This is a genomic window from Bacteroides sp. AR29 (assembly GCF_900217715.1).
In the GTDB taxonomy this organism is placed as follows: Bacteria; Bacteroidota; Bacteroidia; order Bacteroidales; family Bacteroidaceae; genus Bacteroides; species Bacteroides uniformis.
In genome coordinates, this window is sequence record NZ_OBMS01000003.1 from 223,680 (window position 1) to 243,685 (window position 20,006).

Annotated in this window: 16 protein-coding genes and 1 pseudogene; 9 read left to right on the plus strand and 8 right to left on the minus strand. The window is 48.0% G+C overall.

Going from position 1 to position 20,006, the window contains the following annotated elements; translation table 11 throughout:
• Positions 1–9: 9 nt before the first annotated feature.
• Positions 10–1,014, minus strand: a complete 1,005-nt coding sequence (locus tag CSD97_RS02375) for a M20/M25/M40 family metallo-hydrolase (protein ID WP_005826125.1) — start codon at positions 1,012–1,014, stop codon at positions 10–12.
• Between the two features lie 131 nt (positions 1,015–1,145).
• Between CSD97_RS02375 and CSD97_RS02380 the strand changes: the two genes are divergently transcribed.
• Positions 1,146–1,913 carry a DNA alkylation repair protein gene (locus CSD97_RS02380; RefSeq protein ID WP_098031915.1) on the plus strand — a complete coding sequence of 256 codons (768 nt, stop codon included), beginning with the start codon at positions 1,146–1,148 and terminating at the stop codon, positions 1,911–1,913.
• A 178-nt stretch (positions 1,914–2,091) separates the two neighbouring features.
• Here CSD97_RS02380 and CSD97_RS02390 read toward each other — a convergent pair whose 3' ends face one another.
• Positions 2,092–2,526 (minus strand): DUF6078 family protein, encoded by a 435-nt coding sequence (locus tag CSD97_RS02390; protein WP_005833904.1) that lies wholly within the window; start codon positions 2,524–2,526, stop codon positions 2,092–2,094.
• 299 nt (positions 2,527–2,825) lie between these two features.
• Here CSD97_RS02390 and CSD97_RS02395 point away from each other — a divergent pair, with 299 nt between their 5' ends.
• From CSD97_RS02395 to CSD97_RS02425, 7 genes and pseudogenes are all read left to right on the plus strand, one after another.
• Complete coding sequence (locus tag CSD97_RS02395) at positions 2,826–4,211, plus strand: ATP-binding protein (RefSeq protein ID WP_016272131.1); 1,386 nt, start codon at positions 2,826–2,828, stop codon at positions 4,209–4,211.
• A 1-nt stretch (position 4,212) separates the two neighbouring features.
• The gene (locus tag CSD97_RS02400) at positions 4,213–4,881 is read left to right on the plus strand and encodes a DUF4276 family protein (RefSeq protein ID WP_016272130.1); all 669 of its coding nucleotides are present in this window, start codon (positions 4,213–4,215) and stop codon (positions 4,879–4,881) included.
• Positions 4,882–4,932: 51 nt separating this feature from the next.
• Complete coding sequence (gene ruvB / locus CSD97_RS02405) at positions 4,933–5,970, plus strand: Holliday junction branch migration DNA helicase RuvB (protein WP_034525480.1); 1,038 nt, start codon at positions 4,933–4,935, stop codon at positions 5,968–5,970.
• A 42-nt stretch (positions 5,971–6,012) separates the two neighbouring features.
• The gene (locus tag CSD97_RS02410; protein ID WP_009037445.1) at positions 6,013–7,455 is read left to right on the plus strand and encodes a lipopolysaccharide biosynthesis protein; all 1,443 of its coding nucleotides are present in this window, start codon (positions 6,013–6,015) and stop codon (positions 7,453–7,455) included.
• 180 nt (positions 7,456–7,635) lie between these two features.
• Positions 7,636–8,268, plus strand: a pseudogene (dinD, locus tag CSD97_RS02415) (DNA damage-inducible protein D); the annotation flags it as partial.
• A gap of 52 nt (positions 8,269–8,320) precedes the next feature.
• A complete protein-coding gene (locus CSD97_RS02420) occupies positions 8,321–9,691 on the plus strand; it encodes a TIGR00341 family protein (RefSeq protein ID WP_005826112.1) in 1,371 nt (456 codons plus the stop codon).
• Positions 9,692–9,707: 16 nt separating this feature from the next.
• Positions 9,708–11,846, plus strand: a complete 2,139-nt coding sequence (locus tag CSD97_RS02425; protein WP_005833898.1) for a S46 family peptidase — start codon at positions 9,708–9,710, stop codon at positions 11,844–11,846.
• Between the two features lie 38 nt (positions 11,847–11,884).
• Here CSD97_RS02425 and ahpF read toward each other — a convergent pair whose 3' ends face one another.
• The 3 genes from ahpF to CSD97_RS02440 form a co-directional block, all read right to left on the minus strand.
• On the minus strand, positions 11,885–13,444 hold the full coding sequence (ahpF, locus tag CSD97_RS02430; RefSeq protein WP_005833897.1) for an alkyl hydroperoxide reductase subunit F: 1,560 nt from the start codon (positions 13,442–13,444) through the stop codon (positions 11,885–11,887).
• A 213-nt stretch (positions 13,445–13,657) separates the two neighbouring features.
• Complete coding sequence (gene ahpC / locus CSD97_RS02435; protein WP_005826106.1) at positions 13,658–14,224, minus strand: alkyl hydroperoxide reductase subunit C; 567 nt, start codon at positions 14,222–14,224, stop codon at positions 13,658–13,660.
• 195 nt (positions 14,225–14,419) lie between these two features.
• Positions 14,420–15,346: a hydrogen peroxide-inducible genes activator gene (locus tag CSD97_RS02440; protein WP_098031941.1), complete on the minus strand. Its 927-nt coding sequence runs from the start codon at positions 15,344–15,346 to the stop codon at positions 14,420–14,422.
• A 140-nt stretch (positions 15,347–15,486) separates the two neighbouring features.
• Between CSD97_RS02440 and CSD97_RS02445 the strand changes: the two genes are divergently transcribed.
• Positions 15,487–15,975: a Dps family protein gene (locus CSD97_RS02445; protein ID WP_061412240.1), complete on the plus strand. Its 489-nt coding sequence runs from the start codon at positions 15,487–15,489 to the stop codon at positions 15,973–15,975.
• 89 nt (positions 15,976–16,064) lie between these two features.
• On the opposite strand, the gene CSD97_RS02450 is transcribed toward CSD97_RS02445, so the two are convergent.
• From CSD97_RS02450 to CSD97_RS02460, 3 genes are all read right to left on the minus strand, one after another.
• Positions 16,065–18,020, minus strand: a complete 1,956-nt coding sequence (locus CSD97_RS02450; protein ID WP_022401898.1) for a DEAD/DEAH box helicase — start codon at positions 18,018–18,020, stop codon at positions 16,065–16,067.
• A gap of 144 nt (positions 18,021–18,164) precedes the next feature.
• Positions 18,165–19,229, minus strand: coding sequence for a tyrosine-protein phosphatase (locus CSD97_RS02455; protein ID WP_022401897.1), 1,065 nt, complete (start codon positions 19,227–19,229; stop codon positions 18,165–18,167).
• 149 nt (positions 19,230–19,378) lie between these two features.
• On the minus strand, positions 19,379–19,996 hold the full coding sequence (locus CSD97_RS02460; protein ID WP_005826097.1) for a DUF5043 domain-containing protein: 618 nt from the start codon (positions 19,994–19,996) through the stop codon (positions 19,379–19,381).
• Between the last annotated feature and the right edge of the window lie 10 nt (positions 19,997–20,006).

Sequence of the window (20,006 nt, forward strand, 5' to 3'; positions counted from 1 at the left end):
TCTAGTGGATTAATATTTGTTTTCGTTGGCAAGATTCCAGGCGTTGAGGAAAGCTGCTTTGGTTATTTCTATCATTTTTTCCCAGTTCAGCCGGTCGGTGTGGTCCGAAGGCTGGTGATAATCGGGATGTCCGTCTGTGTGGTACCAGATGATGGGGATGTTGCACAGGGCAAAAGAAGCATTGTCACTTCCTCCCGTGGGGCGGTCCCAGGCGCGGTAGTCCGGTTGCAGGCGCAAGCTGTAGCGTGCAATGTCCTGCTTCAGCCAGTCGCCGAATACGGGGTGGGCGGCGGTGTAGAAGTAGACAACGTGTTGAGGCTGCTCGGGCTTATTGTTACGGCCTATCATGTCGAAATTGAGATAACCTTTCACCTGGCTGATGAAAGGACAGCTTTGTACAAAGTATTTTGAGCCGAGCAATCCCTTTTCTTCCCCATCCCAAAAGGCAAAGATGACCGTGCGCAGAGGCTTCTGTCCGGTGGCAAGAAATGCACGGGCTATCTGCAGGACGGCAGAGACACCGGAGGCATTGTCGTCTGCACCGTTGTATATCCGGTCGTTTGCCAGCGTCTCGTCCACACCCAGATGGTCGAAGTGGGCACCTACGATGACATATTCATCCGGTCGTTCTCCCGGGATGGTTCCCAATACATTACTCATCTGCAGGATGCGGTGGACGCCTTGTTTAAGGATGGCGATGGAGTCGGGATGCACTTGCCACCGTCCCCGTTGTTGGCGTTCCTTGTTGTAAGCCTCGAAGGGCTGGTAATAATTGTCCTTTTCCAGCGGGGCAATGCCGGCTTCTTTCAGGCAGGATGCCAGATAGCGGGCAGCCAGTCGTGAACCGTGCATGCCTGCTTCGCGTCCTTGCAGCTCATCATCGGCCAGAAAGCCGACAATAGCCTTGGCTGAAGTGCGGCTGATGCTTTGCAACCCCTTTTCTTGTGGAGATTGTGCATGTAAGGATAGTGCGAAAGAAAGGCAGCAGATTGCTCCCAAAACAGCTTTATACATGTCGTACGGTTTTAAGGATTGGACATACCGGTTGCAAAATTAAAGATAACTTTCCATAGTTTCTATATAAATGTTGTATTTTTGTCCATTGGTGGATGAATTCAAATCCGTGTAAATCAAATGAGAGAAGGATGAAAAAGAAGAATGAAGCAGTGGAAACCGTCTTGTGCGAACGTGTGCTTTCGGCAGAAGAAGTGGCGTGCATCTCGGTACAGATTCAGCAGGAATTGGAGGCGTATATCGACCCGGTGAAAAGGGAGTATCTTCCCCGTTTCTTCAAGACCGGAAAGGGGCAGTATGGCGAGGGGGATAAGTTTCTGGGAGTGGTGGTACCCAACACCCGGCAGGTGGCAAAGCAGCACAAGCACGAACCTTTCGGGGTAATGGCAGCCTTGCTTCAGAGTGAATGGCACGAGTGTCGCCTTTGTGCCTTGCTGATGTTGGTGGAGCGGTTCAAAAAGAGCGATGAAAAGGGGAAAAAGGAGATTTATGACTTTTACCTTTCGCAGACAGCCCGTATCAATAATTGGGATTTGGTCGATTTGTCTGCCCCCGGCATTGTGGGCGAATATCTGAAAGACAAACCTCGCAAAGACCTCTACCGGCTGGCGGATAGTCCGCTGCTTTGGAACCAGCGCATTGCCGTGGTATCTACCTATACACTTATCAAAAATGGTGATTTCATCGATATATTAGCCCTTTCGGAACGGCTGCTCCATCATAAGCATGACTTGATGCAAAAGGCGGTAGGATGGATGCTCCGGGAGATGGGTAAGCGGGACAAGGACTTGCTGGTGCAATTCTTGGAGAAGCATTGCAGGACGATGCCGCGAACGATGTTGCGCTATGCCATAGAGAAGTTTCCAGAGGAGGAGCGCAAGGAGTTTATGAAGCGCTGATGGGGAATGAAAATCGTTAAACTGTATTTTGCTCTTCTTGCCAACAAGTTGACAAGTTTTTGCCACCTTATTGGCAAGACTTTGCCACCGCGTTGGCAAACTTTTGCCATAGGCATGGCAAAGTTTTGCCAAAGGTGAGGCAAAGAGTTGGCAAAATTAGTCTCTGATGGTCAGTGTGTTACCAAAGGTAGCCTTCTGCGTAACTATCAAATTCTGTAGCCATGCCGGCATCCAGATGTCTGAAGACGTTCAGTACGGATTGTTGCTCTTCGGGGAGCAGCAGGCGTTCGCCTTTGCGGGCGCGGTAGTAGGTGCGTTGGCCGAAGCCGGCTATCAGGTTGGCGATGGCGATTCCCCGCTTGTTGTAGGGTAGGCTGTTCAGCATGTTCATGAAGCCTTTGGCGTAACGCGCCTTCTGACTGGAGCGGTAGAAGGGGCATTCCCCTTTGACGGTGGCAAGGCGTTTGGGGCTGATGATTTTCCAGTAATCCTTTTCGGTAGGCATGCTCTGCATGGCGAGCTGGCGGAGGCAGGTGGCAGCCTTGGGGCATTGCCCGTTGAGGCATAAGGGGTAGTCGAAGGGGACTTGGGTAAAGGATATTTCTTCTTTCATAAGTAGCGTGTTCTATGCATTGTGCTTTCAGCAGGGGGGAGATTCGGCTTGCTGTCAGTAAATGGCTGGTTATTCTGCACAAATGTAGGAAGAAAGTGTGAGCCTGCAAATATATTTCAAGTATATATCTTGCTACTTCTATCGTTTTTTCTGTAATTTGCCTCCGGGCAGCATAATATTCCGTTGTATGGAGCGTACCAGGTATGTCATACGCCTTTTACTTATGTGAAAAAAGAAAGGGGATGAGTGCTATCTCAAAATAAATTCGTTATTTTGCAGGAAACAAAAGGAATATCCCTATGATTACTTATCTTAAAATAAATGGTTTTAAGTCATTTCATAATTTTGAAATGGAGTTTACCCCTTTGACCATTGTTGCAGGAACAAATGCTGCTGGGAAGAGTAACTTGTTTGATGCATTGAATCTGTTGTCACGCTTGGCTGAAGTGGACAAAATACATACAGCATTCAGAGAAGGGCAAAGAGGTGATTTGTTTGAACTATTCACTCAGTATGATGAACATGCTTATGCCGATGAAATGGAGTTTTGTGTGGAAGTGCTGGTAAATCGTGAAGTGACTGATGCTTGGGGAGCTACTGCAAGATTGAAATATACGAGGTTGCGTTATGAACTAAAAATACATCGCTTTGTAAACTCCAGTGGTATTGATGATTTAGAAGTTGTTTATGAACATTTGGCTACATTGAAACATCAAGAAGACAAATGGATAAAACTTTTGCCTAAAGAACAAATAGAATTTTGGAGACCTAAAGTAATTACAGGGAAACGTGGTCAACCTTATATCTATACACAAGAGCAAAATGAATTGCCTACGGTATTTGTTCCTCAAGATGGTGGTGGAGGTAACAAGCGAAGTTTTCCCCTGAGAAATGCTACGCGTACGGTATTGAGCAGCATTGATTCTGTTGATTTCCGCCATATTCTGGCCGTGAAGCAGGAAATGATCAGTTGGCGTTTCTTACAGTTGAACCCGGAGGATTTACGTCAACCCACAAGTAAGAGGACGGGAGAAGATGTCATTGGTGTTTCTGGGAAAAACCTGGCTGCAGCATTATTTAGGATTCAGCAGGAAGATAAATATTCATTGGTAGAGATATCTCGTGAATTAAATAGTTTTATTCCCAACTATACCCAGGTCTTTGTAGAAGATGATACAGAAAACAAGCAGTATATCATTTATCTGAAGAATGTGGACGGAAAGAAATACTCTTCCCGCGTGTTGTCCGAGGGTACGTTGCGATTGCTTACGCTTTGCATCCTGCAACACGATATGAAATACTCCGGTTTGCTTTGTTTTGAAGAACCGGAGAATGGCATTCACCCATTTAGGATAAAATCAATGGCGAAATTATTGAAGGATTTGACCACTAACTTTGAAGACCATGATCTACCTTTAAGACAAGTGATTGTGAATACGCATTCTACCGTTTTTGTCGGTGAAATTCAGAAATGGGAAGATGATTTGAATGTTTCCATCCATTTTGCGGAGATGAAATCAAGAGTGCTTTCTTTGCCATCGGGCAATAAGGTGAAACTCGATGTTTCGAAAATTATACAAGTTCCTAAAGAAGGGCAATTGACTATCAATTTCTCTGAGCAAGAACGAAAGCTTTCTTTGCAAATGATTAAGGAGTACTTAGAAAATACCCTAAAGGAGTGGTAATATGGCTAGACAATTATTTATTGGATTAATCACGGAAGGCCCTACGGATGTACGTTTCTTGCAGAGTGTGGTGGAAAGGACTTTTATTGATGTGGCTTTTGAATGCGAGAATGATTTAGAACCATACGTGAAATGCTTGACTGTGGAAAAAGTGCGACTTAGTTTTAATGAATATGTAGAGAAAGCTTCACGTCGAGGAATGGAAGAGATGGGTATGGATATACTTTGTGTCCATACAGATGCTGATAGTAAGGATACTAAAAGAGCCTATGCTGAAAAGATAAATCCGGCCAAAGAGTTCTTGTCTGATAAGAAAGGGGAGATTTGCAAGAGTCTGATTCCTATTGTTCCAGTGAGGATGGTAGAAGCATGGATGCTTGCTGACAAAGAACTATTAAAAGAGGAAATGGGTACAAGGATGTCGGATGAAGAATTGGGTATAAATCGTATGCCGGAACTTTATCTTGATCCTAAGGCTACCATTATACAAGCCATAGGTAAATCTAATCGGACTACGACACGTAGGCATAGGAAGGATTTGGATATTAGTGAACTATATGCTTCCATTGGTGCGAGGTTGGAATTGGAAAAGTTGCATCTGCTTCCTTCATATAGGCAATTTGTGGATGAGGTCAGAGAAGCCTACAGACAGTTGGGATTGTTACGGTAATGTGGAAAAATCAATAGGAAATAAAGCAGTGTTTGGAACATGATAGATAGTATGGAACAAGAAGATTTTGATATACGCAACCAGCAGCCCGTCACCAGCCGAGAACGTGATTTCGAGAACGCTCTCCGTCCGTTGAATTTTGAGGATTTCAGCGGGCAGGACAAGGTGGTGGACAATCTGCGCATATTTGTGAAAGCTGCCCGCCTGCGTGGCGAGGCGCTGGACCATGTGTTGCTTCACGGCCCTCCCGGATTGGGAAAAACAACACTCAGCAATATCATAGCCAACGAACTGGGCGTAGGTTTCAAGATAACTTCCGGTCCGGTACTCGACAAGCCGGGGGATTTGGCGGGAGTGCTTACCAGCCTGGAGCCCAATGATGTACTTTTCATCGACGAAATACACCGGTTGAGCCCCGTAGTGGAGGAATATCTGTACTCAGCCATGGAGGACTACCGCATAGACATCATGATAGACAAAGGCCCTTCTGCCCGAAGCATACAGATTGATTTGAATCCTTTCACGTTGGTGGGAGCTACCACGCGTAGCGGTCTGTTGACAGCTCCGTTGCGTGCCCGTTTCGGTATCAACCTGCATCTGGAATATTACGATGATGATGTGTTGAGCGGCATTATCCGTCGTTCGTCCGGCATCCTCGATGTGCCTTGCTCCGTAAGGGCTGCCGCCGAGATTGCGAGCCGCAGCCGTGGCACACCGCGTATTGCCAATGCATTGCTGCGGCGTGTACGCGATTTTGCCCAAGTGAAAGGTTCGGGGAGTATCGATACGGAAATCGCACAGTTTGCCCTCGAAGCCCTGAATATCGACAAATACGGTCTGGATGAGATAGATAATAAGATACTCTGCACCATCATTGACAAGTTCAAAGGCGGCCCGGTGGGACTGACCACCATTGCCACCGCTTTGGGCGAAGATGCCGGCACGATAGAGGAAGTCTATGAACCGTTCTTGATAAAAGAGGGTTTCCTGAAACGTACCCCCCGTGGGCGTGAGGTGACGGAGCTTGCCTACAAGCATTTGGGGCGGAGTCTCTATAGTAGCCAGCGTACCTTGTTTGGCGACGAGTGATTCATTAATCATTAATCACTAACCATTAATCATTAAAAAGAAGTGGCCGGATTAAAATCATTGGCAAAAGAAACTGCCATTTATGGGCTGAGCAGTATTGTGGGGCGTTTCCTCAATTACCTACTGGTGCCCGTATATACCATGGCGATGTCTGCACAGAGCGGCGGCTATGGCGTAGTGACGAATGTATATGCGTGGGTGGCCCTCATGCTGGTATTATTGACGTGCGGCATGGAAACCGGTTTCTTCCGCTTTGCCAATAAAGGGGAGGATGACCCGATGCGTGTGTACTCCACGACATTACTCAGTGTGAGTATGGGGGCGCTTACTTTCCTTGCATTGGGGCTGCTGTTTCTCGACCCTATTGCCGGATGGATGGAGTACAGTGAGCATCCCTGGTACGTGGGCATGATGATGATTGTGGTGGCGATGGATGCTATTCAAAGCATTCCTTTCGCTTATTTGCGCTACAAGAAGCGTCCCATTAAGTTTGCGGCACTCAAACTGCTGTTTATCTTCCTGAATATAGCACTGAATCTGGTCTATTATGTAGGGATGAAAGGGGATGACGTGGGCTATGCCTTCCTTTTCAATCTGATATGCACCTCTACCATTATGCTTTGCATGATTCCGGAGTTACGCGGGTTTGCTTATGTGCTGGATAAAAAACTGTTGAAGCGGATGCTTGCTTACAGTCTGCCGTTACTGGTACTTGGCTTGGCGGGTATCTTGAATCAGGTGGCCGATAAGATTATTTTTCCTTTTGTCTATCCGGATGAGGCGGAAGCTACCGTGCAGTTGGGCATTTATGGAGCTGCCAGCAAAATTGCTATGGTGATGGCGATGCTTACACAAGCTTTCCGCTATGCATACGAGCCTTTTGTCTTCGGAAAGAGCCGGGACAAAGACAATAAGCAGGTATATGCGCAGGCCATGAAGTTTTTCATCATCTTTACACTGCTGGCATTCCTGGCTGTCATGTTCTATCTGGATATTTTGCGCTATATCATCGGCCCTGATTACTGGCCGGGATTGCGGGTAGTGCCTATCGTGATGGCTGCCGAAATCTTTATGGGTATCTATTTCAATCTTTCCTTCTGGTACAAGCTGATTGACGAAACGCGTTGGGGAGCTTATTTCTCCTTGATAGGTTGCACGGTGCTGGTAGTGATGAACATACTTCTGATTCCCCGATACAGTTATATGGCTTGTGCCTGGGCAGGATTCTGTGGCTATGGCATCGCCATGCTTCTGTCCTATTTCGTAGGGCAGAAGAAGTATCCCATTCAGTATGACCTGAGGGCTATCGGTAGTTATGTGCTGCTTGCGGCAGTACTCTATCTGGCTGCCGAATATGTCCCGATAGAAAATATTTACCTGCGTATGGCGTACCGTACCGTTTTGTTGCTGCTCTTTGTGGCCTATATCGTGAAGTGCGACTTGCCGTTGAGGCAGATTCCGTTCATTGGTAGGCTGGTGAAGTGAGGTTAGAGAAGTTAGATTGATAAACATTGCGTATTTAACAGTTTTGTCAAGAAAAGCATTACTTTTGTACTGTTATTAAAACTGAAGTGACACAATGGACAGAAAAATCAATCGCATAAAGATTGTTTTGAAATCAAGGATTGTGCAGAAGAGCAAACAATAAATTCAGAATCAAGTATGATTAAATCAGAAGCAATTCAGAATCTCCTCGCAAGATTCGAATCCATTGCGTGTGAATACGAAGGCGTGGAGTGCTGGAGTGCTCGCGAATTATATCCCATTCTGGGCTATGCCAAATGGCAAACGTTTGAGAATGTTTTAGGAAAAGCTAAGGAGGCTTGCCAAAACGCTGGTGTAGAGACGAGTAATCATTTTACCGGCATCAGTAAAACGATACTTATGCCTAAAGGTGCATCAAAGGACATTGAAGACTTTATGCTCACTCGCTATGCCTGCTACCTCGTGGCACAAAATGGTGACCCTCGTAAGTCGGAGATTGCTTTTGCCCAAAATTACTTTGCTGTACAAACACGTGTGGCAGAGGTAATAGAGCAACGACTTCTTGACTACGACCGTGTCCAGGCTCGCCATAAGTTGGCAGAGACAGAGAAACGCCTCTTTGGTGTTCTTTACGAGCGTGGTGTGGATGACAAGGGGTTCGGAATCATACGTAGTAAGGGCGACCAAGCTCTTTTTCGCATGAACACTGCTATGCTTAAACGTAAACTTGGGGCACCGGAAAAACGTGCTTTGGCAGATTTCTTGCCAACTCTTGGCATTAAGGCAAAGGACTTTGCTGCCGAGATGACCAGCAGTGTTTTACGAGGCGTTTCATTGAGAGAAAATTGAAAACTGATAATTGATAATGGAAGAAAAGACGACCGACAACAGAAATACCTTCGCTATCAAGACTTTTCTGAAAGACTATCTTGATTTGCGTAAAGACAAGGACAATGAACTGGAAACTGTAGATTCCATCCGTAAGGGAGTGGAATTCAAAGGAGCCAATCTTTGGATTCTGATATTCGCCATATTCATGGCCTCGTTGGGATTGAATGTAAACTCCACAGCCGTGATTATCGGTGCCATGCTCATCTCGCCGCTGATGGGGCCTATCATGGGCGTGGGGCTTTCTGTGGGGTTGAATGATTTTGAATTGATGAAGCGGTCTTTGAAGAGCTTCTTGATAACTACCTTGTTCAGTGTGACCACTGCTACCATTTTCTTTCTGGTGAGTCCCGTTGCCGAGGGGCAGTCGGAATTGCTGGCACGTACGTCACCCACCATTTATGACGTATTCATCGCCTTGATGGGTGGCTTGGCAGGTGTGACGGCGCTCTCTACCAAAGAGAAAGGAAATGTGATTCCGGGTGTTGCCATTGCTACGGCTTTGATGCCGCCTCTCTGTACGGCAGGCTACGGGCTGGCAACGGGTAACTTGATTTATTTCCTCGGTGCATTCTATCTTTATTTCATCAATTCCGTGTTTATCAGTCTTGCCACTTTCCTGGGCGTGCGCGTGATGCACTTCCAGCGCAAGGAGTTTGTGGATAAGAACCGGGAGAAGAAAGTACGTAAATATATCGTCCTGATTGCTATCCTGACCATGTGTCCCGCTGTCTATCTGACGGTAGGTATCGTCCAGGATACCTTCTTTGAGAGTGCTGCCAACCGTTTTGTCAACGAGCAGCTCTCCTTTGAGAATACGCAGGTGCTGGACAAGAAAATCCATCACGAGGGCAAGGGCCACGAAATACGTGTCGTGCTGATTGGGCAGGAGGTGCCCGAAGCTTCCATCGCCATTGCCCGCAGCAAGATGAAAGACTATAAGCTGGACAATACCAAGCTGATAGTCCTCCAAGGCATGAACAATGAAGCAGTGGATATTTCTTCCATCCGTGCCATGGTGATGGAAGACTTCTACAAGAACAGCGAGCAGCGTCTGGTGGAACAGAAACAGAAGATTGCCACACTGGAGCAGAATTTGGAAAGATACAAAACCTTCGATGAATTGGGCAAGAAGATTATTCCGGAACTGAAAGTGCTCTACCCGTCGGTAAAGACCGTATCAATATCTCATGCGATTGAACTGGCGGTAGATTCTGTACGGGTGGATACTGTGACCCTTGCCGTCTTGAAATTCGGCAAGCATCCGGGTGCGCACGAGAAGGAAAAGATTGCGGAGTGGCTCAAGGCGCGTACGGGTGCCAAGCAATTGAGGCTGATTACTGAATAATACAAGAATTGACGGAATGAAAATAAGATTTATACTGATAGCTGTCTGCTTCCTTTTTTCTCTGCCGGGACAAGCGGATGAAGGGATGTGGATGCTGGGAAATCTGAACAAGCAGACACGCCAGACCATGAAAGAGTTGGGCTTGCAGATGTCTGTCAACAAGCTATACAATACGAAACGCCCGTCTCTGAAGGATGCGGTAGTCAGCTTCGGAGGCTTTTGTTCCGGAGTGGTGGTGTCCGGGGACGGGCTGGTGTTTACCAATCATCACTGCGGCTTCAGCAGCATACAGCAACACTCGTCTGTGGAGCACGACTATCTGAAAGACGGCTTTGTGGCACGTAATCTTAGTGAAGAACTGCCTAATCCGGAACTTTACGTCCGCTTCCTCTTGCACCAGCAAGACGTGACCCGTCGGGTACTTGGAGCAGTAAAACCGGATATGAACGAATCTGAGCGTACAAGTGTAGTAGATTCGGTGATGCTGGTCATTGGCGAAGAGGTTTCTCGTAAAGACTCCACGCTGATAGGCATTGTGGATGCTTACTATGGAGGCAATGAATTCTGGCTTTCCGTTTATCGCGACTACAATGATGTGCGTCTGGTATTTGCACCCCCTTCTTCAGTGGGCAAGTTCGGCTGGGACACTGACAACTGGGTATGGCCACGCCATACGGGCGACTTCGCCGTATTCCGTATCTATGCCGGCAAAGACAACCGTCCTGCCGACTACTCTCCCGACAATGTTCCCTACCATCCCGAATACGTGGCTCCGATATCCCTGGACGGCTATCGTGAGGGTTCCTTCTGTATGACGATGGGCTATCCGGGCAGTACGGAACGCTATCTTTCCTCTTTTGGCATCGAAGAGATGATGACCACCACCAACCAGGCTCAGATAGATGTCCGTGGTGTGAAGCAGGCCATCTGGAAGCGTGAAATGGATAGCCGTGACAGCATCCGCATCAAGTACGCTTCCAAATACGACGAAAGTTCCAATTATTGGAAGAACAGCATAGGAGTGAACCGCACCATCAAGAAACTGCATGTGCTGGACAAGAAGCGTGCCATGGAGACCGAACTCCGTCGCTGGATACAGCAGACACCGGAGGAGCGGGAACATCTGCTGCATCTTTTTTCCGACCTGGAGCTGAACTACAAGAGCCGCCGTGATGCTTATCGTGCCAGAGCTTACTTTGCCGAATCTTTCCTGAACGGTCCGGAACTGGTGCAGCTTGCTTTGTCCATCCTCAACTTCGACTTTGAGGGGGAAGAGAAAACGGTGGTTGCCAATCTGAAAGCTATCGTTGAGAAATATGCCAATCTGGACTTGGGCATTGACAAGGAAGTGTTTACAGCACTGTTGAAAGAATACCGCTCCCAAGTGGATTCCACCTATCTGCCCGAGCTCTACCAGACGATTGCGACAGAATACGGAGGTAACGAGCGTACCTATGTGGATAGTCTTTATGCCCGCTCGGAGCTGACCACCCCCCGTGGATTGAAGCGTTTTCTGGAGCAGGACACCACCTATCAGATATATAATGACCCTGCCATCAACTTGGGCATCGACCTCATCACGAAGCTATTCGAGATGAATATGCAGGTACAGCAGGCTTCCGGTGAAATCGAGCGGAATGAACGTTTGTTCAACTCTGCCGTGCGACGTATGTACGCATCCCGTAACTTCTATCCCGACGCCAACTCCACCATGCGTTTGAGTTTTGGCACTGTCTGCGGTTATGCCCCCTTCGACGGAGCGGAATATGATTATTATACCACCGCGAAAGGTATTCTGGAGAAAGTCAGAGCCCATGCAGGCGATGTGGATTTTGAAGTGCAGCCTGAGTTGCTATCCCTTCTTTCCTCCGGTGATTTTGGTAGATATGCCGATGAGAAGGGAGAAATGAATGTCTGCTTTATCTCCAATAATGACATTACGGGAGGCAATTCCGGCAGTGCCATGTTCAATGCCAAAGGAGAACTTCTGGGGCTTGCCTTCGATGGGAACTGGGAAGCCATGAGCAGCGACATCCTTTATGAGCCGAAGATGCAGCGTACCATCGGGGTGGATGTACGCTACATACTGTTTATGATTGAGAAGTATGGGAAGGCAGGAAATCTGATTCAGGAACTGAAGCTTGCCAATCCTTAACGTGTGCCCCCTGCCTATACTTTTATGGGTGATATTTTCTAAATCACTCCACGGATACGGTCATCGAATGCCGAGAGTGCTGCCTTTGCCCCTTCGCCCATGGCAATGACTATCTGCTTGTAGGGAACATTCGATACATCCCCTGCCGCATATACCCCCGGAAGTGTGGTACGGCAGAAAGCGTCAATCTTAATCTCCCCGGTCGGAGTCGTTTCCAGCTTGTTGCGGAAAGGAGCGCTGTTGGCTGCCAAACCGATTTGCACGAAGATGCCGTCTAACGGGAAGTCGCGTTCCTCGCCGGTAAGGCGGTCCTTGATGCGGATAGAAGTTACTTTTTCCCCGTTTCCATCGACTTTTACGGTCTGTGACGAGGTGAAGATTTCCACATTCGGCAGGCTCCGGGCTTTCTCTTGCAGCACTTGGTCGGCTTTCAGTGTATCGGCAAATTCGAATACCGTTACCTTCCGGCAGATGCCTGCCAGGTCGATGGCAGCTTCAATCCCCGAGTTACCTCCACCGATAACCGCCACATGCTTGCCTTGATAGAACGGACCGTCGCAATGCGGACAGAATGCCACGCCGCGTCCTATGTATTCCGCTTCGCCCTCCACATTCAGTTTGCGCCAGCTTGCCCCTGTGGCAATGATTACCGCCGGTGCATGGAACACCTCGCCGCCTACGGTGGAGACACTTTTTTCCGTTCCCTGCAACTTTACTTTCTCTATCTTACGCTCCTCGAAAATCTCTATCGGATAGTGCTCTATATGTGTGCGGAGTGCGTCGGCAAGTTCTGCACCAGTAGTCTGCGGCACGGAGATAAGGTTTTCTATGCCTACCGTCTCTTTTACCTGTCCGCCTATGCGCTCGGCAACAATCGCCACCCGTAGGCCCTTGCGTGCAGAGTAGATGGCTGCGGAAGCTCCGGCTGGTCCGCCGCCCAATACCAGCACGTCGAAATCTCTCTCTATCGGCGCTTCGTCCTCTTGCGGAGCACTGCCGAAGGCTTCTTCCAGCTTCTGCAAAAGCTCTCCTAAAGAACCGCGACCTACGTGAAGCAGCTTGCCATTAGCGTAGACTGACGGCACGGCTTGTATCTTCAGCGCATCCACTTCCTCTTGATTAAGCGCCCCGTCCACCATCTCGTGGGTGACGTGCGGATTCAGCAATGCGATGATGTTCAGTGCCTGCACCACATCCGGACAGTTGGTGCAAGTAAGCGATACATACGTTTGCAGGCTGATGTCGCCTTGCAACGCCCGGATGCGGCGACGAATTGCTTCGTCCGGCAGATTTTTCCCCTTTCCATCGGCATTCAGCACGGCAAGTAGGAGGGAAGTGAACTCGTGTCCGCCGGGGATGCCGCGGAACTTGATGCCGGTTTCCACATCGTCTTTCAGCAATGTGAACTCCAACACGGGGTTCTCTATCTCACTCATCCGGCAGGAGAGCTTGTCGGAACAGCTTGCCACATCCTTCAAGAATCCGATAAGCTCTTGTGCCTGCTCGTGACCTGGATGATAGGTGATGTGAAAGACGTAGCGGGCTTCCAAATGCTGGAATACGCTCCGCACCTGGTCTAATATAGTTGTTTCTAACATGATTAATAGGGTGTTTGGGGTGAGAAAATAGTCTTTTAATATGTTTGATATAGAGTAGTTGCAGAACTTGTGAGGAAGTACTCCAATACTCCTTCGAAAGTACTGCGGTACTCCTTTGAAAGTACTACAGTACTTCTGTACAAGTACTGCGGACGTCTTAAAGGAAAGCGGACGTCTTTCTATGGTGAAAGCGCCCGCTCCTCCTATTACTTATCAAATCTTTCCTACAAGGTCGATGCTCGGCTTCAAAGTTTCCGCTCCTTTCTTCCACTTGGCAGGGCAGACTTCTCCATCGTGTGTGGCAACAAACTGTGCAGCTTCTACCTTGCGCAGCAGCTCGTCGGCATTGCGTCCGATGTTGTTGTCCTGTATCTCGGCAATCTTGATTTTACCCTCGGGATTTACGAGGAATGTGCCGCGATATGCCATGCCTTCCTCTTCAATCATCACGCCGAATGCGCGGCTCAGCACGCCTGTGGGGTCGGCAAGCATGGGGTACTTAATCTTGCGGATGCTTTCGGAAGCATCGTGCCATGCCTTGTGCACAAAGTGCGAGTCTGTGCTTACAGAATATACTTCTACGCCCATTGCTTGGAATTGGTCATATTTCTCTGCGATGTCTACCAGCTCGGTAGGGCATACGAAGGTAAAGTCTGCCGGATAGAAGAAGAAAATGGCCCATTTACCTTTTACGTCTTCGTGGGATACTGTTTTGAAACTTCCGTTTTGGAAAGCCTGAACCTTGAATTCAGGGAGTTGTGAGTTGATGATCGGTTCCATAATTTTTCTCTTTTAATAGGTTTAGTTTTTTGTTTTACCAATGCGAAGATTGTGCAGACAGAATGTAGAAGCCAGTTTGCTTGATGATGCTGAGGTGCAACCGACCTTCGCTTTTTCTGTTTGCAAAAATATAGCATTTTTCCCCGATAGAACAAAAAATCCGATTGAAAGATTTTATGGAGCGATAGATGAAATCTATACGACTGCTTGGGTTGCTTTCAGTGAGAGCATTTCCTTGGGTACGGAAAGTTTTATCTCCTTAACCAGCACTTCGAGCAGCGTGTGGCGGATAAAGTTCTTATTGGTCAGCAGCACGACCTGGCGGGTGGGGCAGGGGATGGCGAAGGAACGTACCAGCTCTTTCTGGGCATTGCCCAGTTGCAGAACGGCCAGTTCGGGGATGAAGGTCACGCCTTTGCCGCTTTCTACCATGCGCATAAAGGTCTCCATGCTGCCCAAGTGATAGGCAAGCTGGCTGGCACGTGCCGACTTCATCTGGCAGAAGCGCACCAGCTGGTCGCGGAAGCAATGGCCCTCGTCGAGCAGCCAAAGCTGTTCGCCGTTCAGGTCGGAAGTACGGATTACCTCGTTGTTGAAGAGGGCATCTTCGCGCGACACGTAGGCAAAGAACTGTTCATAGAACAACGGCGTCTGCTGCAACTCTTCCATACCTGCCAGACTCGCTACGATACCTGCATCTATTTCTCCCGTCTGCAGGGCTTTCTTGATGTCGTTTGTTTTCATTTCGACTACCCGGATGTCGAGGTTGGGGTATTTCTTCATCAGCTGCGGAAAGAAACGGGGCAGGAGGTAAGGAGCTACGGTGGGAAGTATGCCCAGCTTGAAGGTGCCGGTCAGTGAGTGTTTTTCTTCTTCTATAATATTCTTTATACGGTTGGCTTGAACCAATATATTCTGTGCTTGTTCTATGATGTGGATACCGACGGGAGTGGGGCATACCGGCTGCTGGCTGCGGTCAAAAATCCGGGTGTCCAGTTCCTCTTCCAGTTTCTGAATCATGGCACTGAGGGTGGGCTGTGTCACGCGGCAATATTCGGCTGCTTTGGCAAAGTGGCGGAACTGGTTGACGGCAAGGATGTATTCCAATTGTTGTAAAGTCATGATGAACAAGGCATTTGAAGGTTATGTATAGAGTTCGTCTATGCAAAGATAGAAATTATCTGTTTGACAAGCCTTGATTTACCCCTTATCTTTGCAATACCCAAAAGAAAAATAGTATAAATATTTAAAACAATAGAATTATGAAAACTTTAGATTACTTGCATTTGAATGAAAAGAAAGTGGCTGGCGTAACATCAGCATTGCACCAATTATTGGCCGACTTCCAGGTACATTACACCAATCTGCGCGGTATGCACTGGAACATCAAGGGACACGGCTTCTTTGTGCTGCACGAGAAGTTCGAGAGTATGTATGACGATACCGCCGAGAAGATTGACGAGATTGCAGAGCGCATCTTGATGCTGGGTGGCGTGCCCGAGAATAAGTTCAGTGAATACCTGAAGGTTGCTAACGTGAAGGAAGTATCCGATATCTCTTGCGGCAGTGAGGCTGTGGACCATATCCTCGAGACTTACGGCTACCTGATTGGTGAAGAGAGAAAGGTAATTGAACTGGCAAATGAAGCCGGCGATGACGTGACGGCAGATTTGATGACCGGCTACTTGAAAGAGCAGGAGAAAATGGTTTGGATGCTCGTTGCATTCAGTACGAAAAGCTGTACGAAATAAAGGATAAAGAGTTGTGAAAAAGGATAGGGTGATAAAACGGTAGCGGATGCTGCCGGTTTTATCACCCTATTATCTTTCTATAGTTTATATCACTTCTTCTTCTTCGGTGTCCGTCTTGCCCACCCTTCTTCACTGAAGTCGGGCTCTGCATCCTTAAAGTCATTGTTGCCCTGGAAGAACTGTTTCCAGTCATCCTTTTTGCCACGGGCTTTGGTGTAACCCCGCTCTTCGCGGCTGGGCTTGCCTTTCTTCTTGTCGTTTGCAGGACTTTCGGCCTTTTCGCTGCGTTTGCCGGTGGCATCGTTCCGTTTGCCGTCTTCCTTGTAGCTGCGCTTCTTGCTGTCAAACTCTTTTTTCCCATAGCTTCCGGCTGTACCCGGACGTTTGCCCCTCGGAGCCTCCTTACCCTCGTCTCCGGCAACCTCTACGGATACTTTACGGCCGTTCCAGCTGGCGCGGTTCAGGGCCTTCACTACATTGGTGGCTTCCTTTTCCTCCACTTCGAAGAAGGAGAACTTCTGCATCAGGTCAATTCGTCCCAGCTCTACACGTCCACGTGTATTGTTGTTCAGCAGGCTGATTAATTCGTTGGGGAAGAAGTTGTCCATTTTACCCAGGTTGATGAACAAGCGGGTAAAGCCGGGTTCTGCTTTGCGGCTGCTTCTACGGTCGTTGCGGTCGCCCCTCTCGCCACTTCTTGCACCACGCTCACTACCGGTTGCTGTCTCTATCTCGTCACGGCCGCGATAGTAATCCAGGAAACGGTTGAATTCATGCGAAACCATGCGTTTAATCAGGTCCTCTTTGCTCAGCCAGTCCAGCTTGCGGTAGATGTCGGTCATAAAGTCGGCGATTTCCTCCTCGTTCACTTTCACCTTTTCAAGATCGTCTATCACTTTGAGCAGTTGCTTTTCGCATATCTGTTTGCCGGTGGGCATTTCGCCTGCAATGAATTTCTTGCCGATGATGCGCTCAATCTCGCGCATTTTGCCTTTCTCTCGCAGGTTGATGATGGCGATGGAAGTCCCGGTTTTGCCGGCACGTCCCGTACGGCCGCTGCGGTGGGTATAACTCTCGGTGTCATCGGGCAATCCGTAGTTGATGACGTGTGTCAGGTCGTCCACATCGAGGCCGCGTGCGGCAACGTCCGTGGCAACCAGCAGTTGTAGGTTGCGGATGCGGAACTTCTGCATCACGGCGTCACGCTGCGCCTGACTCAGTTCGCCGTGCAGCGAGTCGGCATTATAGCCTTCCTGCATCAACTTGTCAGCTATTTCCTGCGTTTCTTTGCGGGTACGGCAGAAGATGATGCCGTATATCTGCGGATAGTAGTCCACAATACGTTTCAGGGCAGCATACTTGTCTTTGGCATGTACACAGAAGGCTACGTGTTTCACGTTGCTGGTGCTTTCATTTTTGCGTCCGATGGTGATTTCCTTGGCATCGCGCAGGTACTTCTTGGAGATGCGTGCGATTTCCGGGCTCATGGTAGCGGAGAACAGCAAGGTGTTGCGCTCCTGCGGCACATCGGCGAGAATGGCGTTGATGCTGTCTGTGAATCCCATGTTCAGCATTTCGTCCGCTTCGTCCATAACCACGTTCTGTATGGTGGCGAGGGACACGGTTTTGCGTTCCATCAGGTCCAGCAGTCGTCCCGGTGTGGCTACGATGATGTGTACACCCCGTTTCAGGGCGCGTATCTGGCTTTCGATGGACGAGCCTCCATATACGGGCAACACTCGCAAGCCATCGGTATATTTAGAATAATCGTTCAAGTCGCCTGCTATCTGCAAACAAAGTTCGCGGGTGGGGCAGAGAATAAGTGATTGGGGAATTCGGTTGTTGACGTTAATCTTCTGTATGAGCGGCAGGCCGAACGCTGCGGTCTTTCCTGTTCCTGTTTGTGCCAGTGCTACTACATCATTGTTTTCTCCTAAAAGGTAGGGAATTACTTCCTCTTGTACCGGCATGGGCTGCTCGTAACCCATTTCTTCGATGGCGCGGCGTATCTCCGGCGACACACCGAGCTCTTCAAATGTCTTCATTAAATCTTCTGTATATCTTTATCTTTATATTTCGGGCGCAAAGATAGTGCTTTTCAATGGATAATTGATAATTGATGGTTGATAATTATGCAATTACATGATAAAATCGTTTTTTATTGGCTACTCATTATCCATTATCCATTGTCAATTATCCGTTAAAAGAATGTCTTGCAGTCTCTTTCTTTCTTCTTTTGTCAGACCGATGCCTCTTTGCAGGTAGGTGTCGGTATCTCCATACCTTCGTTCCATTTCTTCGATGGCGGCATTCAGGAAATCCTCGCGTGCCGAGAAGAGGGTGGTGATGGCCTCTTGCGAGCGTGCCGGAAGCTGGTAGGCGTATCGGGAGGCCGCCGGGATGTTGAAGTAGTCGTTGCTGAGGCGGTAGTCTTCCATGATGATGTCTTCGTCCACTCCAAGGGAGGCAAGCACAAGTGCCGATACGATGCCTGTGCGCCCTTTGCCCGACGAGCAATGGATAACGACGGGATAATTGTTCTTGTCCAGCAGAATATCGAAAATCCGGCGGTATTCTTTGGTGTAGTTGCTGATGAGCTCGCGGTTCATCTGCTCCACGATTCGGTAGACAGTATCGCTCTTGATTTTCTGTTCCTGTACACCTTTCAGGATATACTCCATGTCGCCGGTAGGAATGGGGATATGGATCACTTTGAATGCCTGTTGCAAAGGGCTTTGTCTATTCGCTTCGACAGATGAACGCAGGTCGATGATAGTCCTTATGCCTATGTTCTTGAGCTCTTTGCGCGAACACGGTTTCAGTTTATCTATTTCGGCAGAGCGGTACAGCATGCCCCAATGCACTTTCTTTTGGGTGGGATAGGAGGAATAGCCTCCCAGGTCTCGGAAGTTCTGTATGCCGGGGATGTTGATGTTGCGGGTGGCAATCTTTACCCGGTATTTGTCAGCGAATACAAGTGTGTAGTAGTATCGTTGTGTAGGGTCGGTAGTGATGACAGTCATCTTCAGGTCGGAGATGTTGGCGACGGCAACGGGAACATCTTCGGGGATATGGTTGGGATTGGTCGAAGCATATACCTTCACATTTCCTTTGATGAGAGGGGCCATTTCCCATTTTACAATGCAGTTGCCCACGTTGTTTTCTTCGCATACAACGGAAATGTGAGGGGCAGTGCCATTGCAGGAAGGGAGCAGCACTGCCAAAACAAGCAAGTTCAATAAGTTCTTATACATAATTCGTAACCTCTCTGATGTCGTTAATCACAAATATATGTAATTTACCCACAGAAGGTAACAGCAATGCCAAGCTTTTATATTTCTTTTTTGAACTTTAAAAAAACTGCTATAGATTCTTTCGTGCATAGGCAGGTTGGTTTACAATGTTACATCAGCGAACCGGGAGGTGGTAATGGGGGGAGTTTCCCTTGGGGCTTTTGTCTCCATGACAGCATGATGTAATTGAGTTGTTTTCCCACTTCTCCGGGTTTAAAGTGTATTTGTTCTTTCAGTTTTACTTCGATTTCCCTATATACATGCAGTGGTACTCTGGCGTATGGGCTAAAGGTCGTGAAATTGAAATTCACTTCCATTACTTTCCCCGTATCCGGACTGAGTAGCATGGTTATTGTGAACTCACGCTTTCCGAGTTCATCTGCCATGGCTTTGGTAAAAGCTTCGTCCACAATGAAGTCTGCTTGTTTACTCATGGAGCTATTGTATTCAATTACTTTTTTTTCATTCCAGCTACCGATGTATATTTTTCCTGTGGCTTTATATACAATATCTTTGTATGTCAACTTGTTCTCTTTGTTATAAAGAGTCACAAACTGGCTACCGTCATCTACGTCACATTGATACGTATAACCATCTACCTCGAAAGTGGTGGTTTTTTTATAAATGACTGTTCCTTCAAGCGATTCTTCTGTTCTGATAGGTTTATCCTGTGCTACACAAGGGTAGATGTATCCTATAAGCAGTGTAATAAGCAATAGTCTTTTCATTCGTCACAAT